The sequence below is a fragment of the Actinomyces sp. HMSC08A09 genome (genome assembly GCF_001807465.1).
Lineage (GTDB): Bacteria > Actinomycetota > Actinomycetes > Actinomycetales > Actinomycetaceae > Actinomyces > Actinomyces oris.
Genome location: NZ_KV789112.1, coordinates 1 through 7,956, shown reverse-complemented (window position 1 = coordinate 7,956; position 7,956 = coordinate 1). Strand labels below are relative to the sequence as shown.

At 55.1% G+C, this 7,956-nt stretch carries 6 protein-coding genes and 1 pseudogene; all 7 read left to right on the top strand.

What is annotated here, in order from left to right; translation table 11 throughout:
• Nucleotides 1-90 precede the first annotated feature (90 nt).
• Complete coding sequence (locus tag HMPREF3165_RS13730) at nucleotides 91-219, top strand: hypothetical protein (protein WP_256275056.1); 129 nt, start codon at nucleotides 91-93, stop codon at nucleotides 217-219.
• Between the two features lie 279 nt (nucleotides 220-498).
• Nucleotides 499-1,146, top strand: coding sequence for an ABC transporter ATP-binding protein (locus HMPREF3165_RS12810; protein WP_218079041.1), 648 nt, complete (start codon nucleotides 499-501; stop codon nucleotides 1,144-1,146).
• A 65-nt stretch (nucleotides 1,147-1,211) separates the two neighbouring features.
• Nucleotides 1,212-3,083 carry an ABC transporter permease gene (locus HMPREF3165_RS12805; protein WP_176747005.1) on the top strand — a complete coding sequence of 624 codons (1,872 nt, stop codon included), beginning with the start codon at nucleotides 1,212-1,214 and terminating at the stop codon, nucleotides 3,081-3,083.
• Nucleotides 3,080-4,819, top strand: coding sequence for an ABC transporter ATP-binding protein (locus HMPREF3165_RS12800; protein ID WP_083303210.1), 1,740 nt, complete (start codon nucleotides 3,080-3,082; stop codon nucleotides 4,817-4,819). The genes HMPREF3165_RS12805 and HMPREF3165_RS12800 overlap by 4 nt, the downstream gene beginning before the upstream one ends.
• 25 nt (nucleotides 4,820-4,844) lie before the next feature.
• Nucleotides 4,845-6,812, top strand: a complete 1,968-nt coding sequence (locus tag HMPREF3165_RS12795; RefSeq protein WP_141745014.1) for a prolyl oligopeptidase family serine peptidase — start codon at nucleotides 4,845-4,847, stop codon at nucleotides 6,810-6,812.
• A gap of 420 nt (nucleotides 6,813-7,232) precedes the next feature.
• On the top strand, nucleotides 7,233-7,382 hold the full coding sequence (locus tag HMPREF3165_RS13220; protein WP_256275054.1) for a hypothetical protein: 150 nt from the start codon (nucleotides 7,233-7,235) through the stop codon (nucleotides 7,380-7,382).
• A 141-nt stretch (nucleotides 7,383-7,523) separates the two neighbouring features.
• Nucleotides 7,524-7,803 (top strand): annotated as a pseudogene (locus tag HMPREF3165_RS05355) (integrase core domain-containing protein); the annotation flags it as partial.
• Between the last annotated feature and the right edge of the window lie 153 nt (nucleotides 7,804-7,956).

Sequence of the window (7,956 nt, the reverse complement as noted above, 5' to 3'; positions counted from 1 at the left end):
CGGCAACAACAGCGGTGCCAGCGTCTGGTGTGGCTGACGCGCCCGGCGTCCGATCTTAGACATCCTGTGACGAGTTGAGAAAGGGGGTGGATGGCGATGGACGAGCTGCTTTCCCTCCAGGCTTTCGATGTTCAGGCGGACACTCTGCCGGAGCGCGCATCGTCGATTAGCCTGTGGTGCGACGGCAACAACAGCGGTGCCAGCGTCTGGTGCGGCTGACACAACCGTCCGCCTGCTGAGGGAGGGGCTGAACGTATGCTGCAGCGTTCAGCCCCTCCTTCCAGGGATTTATAAGTGGGATAGCAACTGTGTCGTGGTCGGTTGTCGTTCTCCTGCGATCAGTCAGTCGCTTTCTCTAAATCAGAGTAGCTCGGCAACGTCTGTCCCGAATAGTAGTTATGGCGTGCTTGGTAAGAGAAGGGGATAACCATTGTGATGGTTCTAGAATGTGATAACCTGCGTCATCATTTTGGCGAGGCCAGGGAGGTGCTCCAAGGAGTGAGCCTGTATTTCGAGGCAGGCTCTATCACGGCTATAATGGGGCCGTCCGGTTCTGGCAAGACGACGCTCTTGAACTGTATGTCAGGGATCATTCGTCCTACAGGCGGACGAGTGATTTATAGAGGACGCGATCTTTCGCGGATGAATGCTGCCGCGCAAGATAAGTTACGACGATCGTCGTGGGGCTACATATTCCAGTCCTATAATCTGGTGGAAGCCCTCACTGCGATAGACAATGTTAAACTGCCGGCGTTATTTGACGGACATCGTATGGATGACGAGGTCGCGGCATCGGCACTAGCACGAGTTGGTCTTGACGGATTGGGAAAGCGATACCCAGAAGAATTGTCCGGTGGTCAGCGACAGCGGGTGGCCATTGCTCGTGCACTCGCAAGCAGTCGCGACGTAGTATTTGCTGACGAGCCTACTGGTGCGTTAGACAGTGGTTCTCGTCGAGAGGTGATGAATAATCTGACGACGCTTCCCCGTAACGGTAGTACTGTGGTGTTGGTGACTCACGATCCAATGGTTGCGGCAGAGGCATCACGCGTGGTATTTCTTTACGATGGTGTCGTTGTCGGCGAAGAAAGAGGCCTTTCGCCGGTAGGTATTGCCGAACGCCTTGCGGACCTGGAGGTGCGCTGATGCTTGGCACAATGCGCTTGTCGATTCGGATGCTGCGCCGTCATATGGCATTGTACTCCGGGTGCATGGCTACTGTCGGCGCAACGTCAGTGATCGCTTCGGCTCAGGTTTATCTGGTTGCGGGGTTTTCAGATGCTGAACGGGTGAGTGTCTCAAGCATGTCTGCGGAGGAGGTGGCCTCTCAGCTTACTGCAATCAGGGGAATTCTGTCGCTACTCAGTGGAATTGCGATCGTGGCCAGCGGATTCCTGATGTCTTCTGCTGTTAAGCAAGTGATCTCATTTCGCCAGAAAGAATTCGCGCTGATGCGTTTGGTGGGAGCCACTAGGTTCCGTATATCTAGAATGGTATTTTCGGAGTGCCTGCTGATGGCGCTTGTTGTGGCCTTGCCGTGTTCAGTTGTCGGTGCTCTGTTGTCACCGGCGCTGCTCGCTGGGCTACGGATGATCGGCTTCTTCGGCAACGATGTCTCGGTAAGCTTCGTTCTCACGGCCGTTCCGATCGTTGTCGTAGCCGTGTCAATGTCTCTGGTCGCGGGCCTGTCGGGTTGGGTCGCCGCACGTGGAGCCACGCGTGGAGACCTGGTTCATGCGGATGTTTCACTGGCAGGAAAGTTGTCCGTTTGGCAGATCGCTTGGCGCGTCACGTTCGGGCTGGCTGGTTTGGCCTGCATCGTTCTGCTGGACGCTCAGACGCTGGGGTCCAACCTCGTACTCGCTCTACCGTTTCTGGCGGTGGTACCGCTGTTCGCATTGGCGCCGGTGGCGATCCCGGCTGGGGCGTCGGCGGTGGGCCTTCTGGTCGGCCAGGTCGCTCCGGGACCAGGCCTGCTCGCGGCTCAACGAGCGAGTCGGGATCGATTGCGTCTTGCCCGTTCGGCCGTGCCGGCGATCGTGTGCGTGGGGGTACTAGGCGGCTTTCTCGTGGCTAATTCACCTGACGAGGAGGCGCGCACAGCCTACGCCTCTTCACGTGTCGGAGCCACCGCGATCGCTCGCGTCACCGGCATCGATGATGCGGACAGGGTGGCAGAGTTGCCGCCCTCTTCCGTCGGTGCCACTGCACGTTTTGCGTCGCGAAAGAACATGGTAAAAGCCGGCGATAAGGAAGCCTCTCGACGGACCATGTACTTCACCGATTCCGGAGCCCTGCGTGAGCTACTGCATCAGAATGTCGTGGAGGGCGATGCTGAGAAGGTGAAGGGCACTGACATCGCTAGTAGCATCAGTGGCGCGCACGTCGGGGATTCCGTACGGGCCCAGAGTGCCTCAGGTCGGCAGATCGAACTACATGTTGTGGCTGTCATTAAGGACCCTTTGTATGATGGCGGCATATTTCTGGACTGGGGTCAGGCGTCCCAGTTTGTAACCGACCCGACAAGTCTTTCTGCGACTATTTTCACTACTGCTGTAGACGACAAAGATCTGCGCACTGCTATGAGCACGGCAGGCATCAAAGGTTCTGTCACTGATAAATCAGGATACATCGAGTACTTGGCGGAAACCCGACATGCTAATACCTATCGCTCCAATATCGGAATCTTCGGAACGATCTACGTCATGAGTTTGATCAGTCTGATCCAGTCTGCCATCGGCTCCAATTTGGCGCGGAAGCGTGAATACAGGCTGTTGAGAGTCTTGGGGGTTAGTCCTAAAGGAATTCTTGCAACAACCGCCACAGAAACTGTAATCGTCCAGATCGTTTCAGGTATACTCATCGGGATCACCCTTGTTGTGCTGGCTGTTCGGTTTGCAGCACTCAATAGTACATCTCCGCTGTCCGCACTGGCCTCGGCAGCTCCTCCTACCGTCGCCGCCTACATGTCCGTGCTAGTCCTGGCCCTGGCTTCTCAGCTGGCAGGAACATATCTTACGCTTAGTCGGTCTTCAAGGGCCAAAACTCGGAACGCACGGGTAGAGAAGGATGTGTCGACATGAAGACGACAAGCATGCTGAGCCAGTTGGCAAAAGTTAAAGGTGTGACACTTTGCACGCTACTCGTCGGCATTGTAGCCGGTGTTGTCAACGCAGTTCAGCCGTTTCTTTTAAAAAAAGTGCTCGATAACCTGCAGGCACTCCAGCCTTTTTCGGTCATCCTGCTGGTGGCTGCAATAATTTCCTATACTGGGTTATCTGCATTGCAAGAGTATTTGAGGGCGAAAATCGCTTATACGGTGACTGCTGATGTGCGCACGCGTCTGGCACGACATCTGTGTGAAGTTCCATTGTCATCATTTGATGATCATCCTAAAGGAGATCTTCTGGCACGATTTGGAGACGATTCAGTGCAGGTTGGAAAAGCACTCAACGACGGTGTGGTGGGGGCTTGTTCTGCGGTACTCGGGTTTTTGTTCGCCTTCGTTGGAATGCTATCGATTGATGTGACTCTGCTCATTTCAGTGCTGTTATGTGTCGGCTTCGGATCGGTATTATCGCTACTGACGAGCAAGACATTGGAGGGTAAATCATTATATGCCCAAGAGGCTAATGGCGAGTTGATGACGGCATTTGATCGCATCATTACGGCATTGCCTGTTTTGAAGGCCTACAACGCCGAGTCGCTGGAGGGAGCGAAAATTGTTCGCTCGATTCTCAGTCATTACGCTAGAAGCATGAGATTGGTTGCTCTCCAAGCAATTGTCAAGCCGTTGGGAGGAATTATTGTTCAGGTGGCGTTATTTGTCAGCCTTGGCATCGGAGTGTACCGCGTCTCGATTGGAGCATTGACAGTTGGCAGCCTCGTTGCCTTTGCCATGTATTTGACCATGATGATCACGCCCGCCTCACAGATCATGAATGGAATTGCTGCTTACCGAGCGGGTAAGGGGGCAATAGTGCGAGTCGATGAGATCCTTTCGATAGCGGTGGAGGACGCCAAGCTAGTCGCTATTGGGCAAAGTGAGGATGACGAGTATCATGACGTTCATGACGCTGTAGCGGGTAACGGAGTGCTTTGTTTCAATGAGGTAACCTACCGGTACGACGGAGAAACAGAACCCTTTATGCTTGGGCCGCTCAGTTTTAGCGTTGAATCCGGTTCGAGAACGGCGATCGTTGGTCAGTCCGGGTCAGGAAAATCAACGATTCTGTCGTTAGTGGAAAGATTCCGATCCCCTCAGTCTGGAGTCATACGTTTCTTGGGAAAGAAGCAGAACGAGTATCAGCTAGCGGCCTATCGCAACTATCTGGCGTATGTCGATCAGGGCAATATCGCATTGGGTGGGACCCTTCGGGAGAACCTCATGTTAGCCAATCCCGACGTGTCTGACTCTGATCTTCAGACAGTGCTATCGGCGGTAGGTTTACAACACTTCGTTTCTAGGCTCGATGTAGATCTCGGGGATGCAGGTGGACGGTTGTCAGGAGGTGAACGGCAACGGATATCGTGGGCTCGTTTTCTCCTTAATCGATATCGTCCTCTTCTAGTTCTTGATGAGCCGTCGTCGAGTGTGGATGCTGTATCGGCGGCCCACTTTACTCGAATGCTTGACTGTTTGCCAAGTAAATCAACAGTAATTCTTGTTACGCACAACCTGCATCAGGTGATTGGATTTGATCAAATCATCGTGATGCAGCATGGCCATATGGTGGGGAGTGGGAGTCATGACGAACTACTGCGCGGAAATAGGTTCTACCGGAGAATGGCCGAGAATCAAGGGATGTTGGCCGCATGATTGAACTAGCGGAAGGAACGAGAATGTGACTGCCTCCAACGCACTCGCTTTGGATGAGACTCTTCTGAGTGAAACATCTTGCTCCTACAGGGCGCTTGGTGTGGAACTCGGTCCGTCAGATGTTGTCAAGAACACTCATGGTTTGGCGGTCGCCCGCCTTCGAGCGCTACCTGTCCGACGGGGAAAGTATTGGTACTACCCTCGGTATGATGGTGGGAGAACACTGTACTGTCGTTCAGTCGCTTCTGACAACGATATTCGAAAATATATGCATGGCGACTTTCAGGATTGGGTTGACGAGGTGGTTCATCCTGACTTGGTTAATTCGGTGAAGTTGGGAGTAAATCGACGAACAGGAAGGCTGTTCTCCATAGAGCACATCGGGCGCGGGAGAATGAGAATGCTGGTTATGGATGGTGCTCCCGGCCGCTCACCCGCCGTTGTGTGCAGCATTGATAACGTAGGCAGCACTGCGGCTTGGGCGGACGACTCGAACTGGATCTTCTATACGAAGTTAGATGACGCACTGCGGCCCGCGGAATTATGGGCCCGCAACGTGGATGACCCTGGTAGCGAGATCATGCTTCATTCGGAGGATGACAAGCGCTGCGGCATAGTGGTGTATGCCAACGGTGGTCATGTATTCTCTCTTTCATCCACTCCCGAAGTGAGTGAGAGTGCTGAGTACAGGATTGGGGCTGATGGTGCGTGGATCAGAAATGTTTTGATCAATCGCTCGTGCGGACTCCTCCATCGTGTTTTTGCGGTCGATGAGCGGGACGGAACTCGACGTTATCTCGTTAGGCACCTAGATTCGGCAGGTGTTCAGATTCTCAGTTGGGCTAATGAGCGTGATCTTGACGCAAGTGTTTGCATGGCGAAATGGAGTCGAGTCTTTGGTGGTACGCCCGGGACGGCGCTTACAGATGTTTATGTCGTGTCAAATCATATTGTAGTCGGAATGCGTGCCGACGCCCTGCCCAAAGTGGGTGTCATTGATATGAGTTCTGCCGGCGATATTTTTATAGTCGGCCCAGACGGGGATGCTGACGACCTGGTCGGAGTTCGTGTTGTCGACGCTGACGAGGATGGCTCCGCTCTCAGAGTCGCTCTTGAATACTACACGCGTCAGATCAGAGTGATTGACTATCGATACGTTGACGGAAAGAGCGTCGAGATTCCGTTTGATATGGAGGAACCCGACATTTCGACGAGATTTATTGCAACCAGGGAGTATGTAAGGAGTGGCGGCGTCGACATCCCTATGACCTTTGTCCACTCTGAAGAAGTCCGGCCTGATGGGCGCGCTCCCGGAGTGCTGGTGGCTTATGGGTGCTATCAAAGCTGCTTGGATCCGGCGTTTACTAACAACTGGCTGGAATTGCTTCAGCGGGGAGTCGTGATCGTGTATGCCCATGTTCGTGGTGGGGGTGAGATGGGTAGTTGGTGGCATGAGCAGGGGCGTGGGATCAACAAGGTTAATTCATTGATGGATTTTGATGTATGTGCTCGTTATGCCATTGAATCGGGGTGGGTGGCGGAAGGCAGGTTGGGTGCGGTGACTGCATCGGCTGGAGCGATTCTCGTGGCCTCTTCAATTAATCGAAACCCAGGTCTGTTCAGGGCGTGCCTGCTTCGACAACCGTTCGTTGACCCTCACAATGTGTTGAGAGATCCGGGCCTCCCCCTGGTAGCGACGGACTGGAGTGAGTTCGGGAATCCTCTCGAGGACCAGCGAGCTGCTGAGATGATTCGATCATATTCTCCGTTACAGAATGTGCGCGCTCAAGACTATCCTGCTATCGGTGTTGTTCTAGGTGAGTTGGACTCACGTATCAGCAATTCCGATGTTGTCGAGTGGGTGGAGCGGATTCGGAGTGCTTCCACGTCGTCGCTCCCTATATATATCGACGCGATGATGGGAGTTGGGCATGGTTGCGGTGATGCTCGTTTTGAACTTGCCTTCTGGGAGCGTGAGCTATTAAATGCCTGAGCGGGACGGGTTGTTGAAATGAAGCCCATGAGTGGTTGATTTCGATCCTGGACCTGACTCGTGACACTTTGGTGGGGTCTGGGTTTTGAGGTGGGTTTTTCGTTGATGTCGCGTGGTGTTGGGGGCGTGCTGGCACACTAAGGGGCCGGTAGGGTCGGGGTGGTGAGCCCGTTTCTGCGTAAGGTCAAGACAGCCTCAGGGGCGACAGCGGTGCAGATCGCGGTCAAGGAAGGGCGCCGGGACAAGGTCATCGAGCACCTGGGACCTGAGTTGGCTCATTTAGTGGCTCTTCGCGTTTGAGGGTGTTGTAGCCGGAGCCTATTGAAGTGCATAGGTGGGGTGGGTGCGTCGTTGCTTGGGTAGAGGTCGAGGTCTCCCGATGATGGGAGCTGCTACACAACCGTCACGAGAGACCTCGACGTGCCTGAGACTACCTTCGCCTGCCCTGATCTGACGACCTTCCTGGGCCTGGACGCCCTGGGACTGACCGCGGTGGGTCAGCTCCTGACCTCGACGAGAGCCATTGTGGAGTGCCGCATGCCGATCGGGTTCGAGGACCCCTTCTGCTGAGCCTGCGGCGCTCAGGGAGTATCCCGTGGGACGGTGGCCCGACGCCTGGCCCACGCCTGAGTTGGCTCATTTAGTGTCGTGGTGGATGTTGTGGAGGGCTTGGGTGAGGGGTCGGGCGGGAGGGGGTCAAAGGCAGTCGCCTCTGTAGGCTCTAAGGGGGATTCCTTTCGGCTTTGCTCTGGCCGAGGCTCTGAACTCCTTGTACAAGGCCGAGCTGATCCGCAACCAGGGCCCTTGGGAGGACATCGACGCCGTCGAGGTCGCCACCGCTGAGTGGGTCCACTGGTTCAACACCACCCGGCCACACTCCGCCATCGGGATGCGAACCCCCGCCGAGCACGAAGCCGCCTGGGCGCCCGACACCCACCACGACCACCACCGCCAGGAACAATCACAACCGGCAACCACCGGAACCAGATAAACCAGCCTCCACAAAACCCGGGGCTTGACAGTCGGGGCCGCCCCCTCTTTGTCTGAGTGCACATTAACCAAGGTGGCGTCGACATCGATCACCAGCGGCCGGTTTGCCGAGACACCGGCGGTCGGTGAGTGCTCGCCGGCCAGGTCCCACACC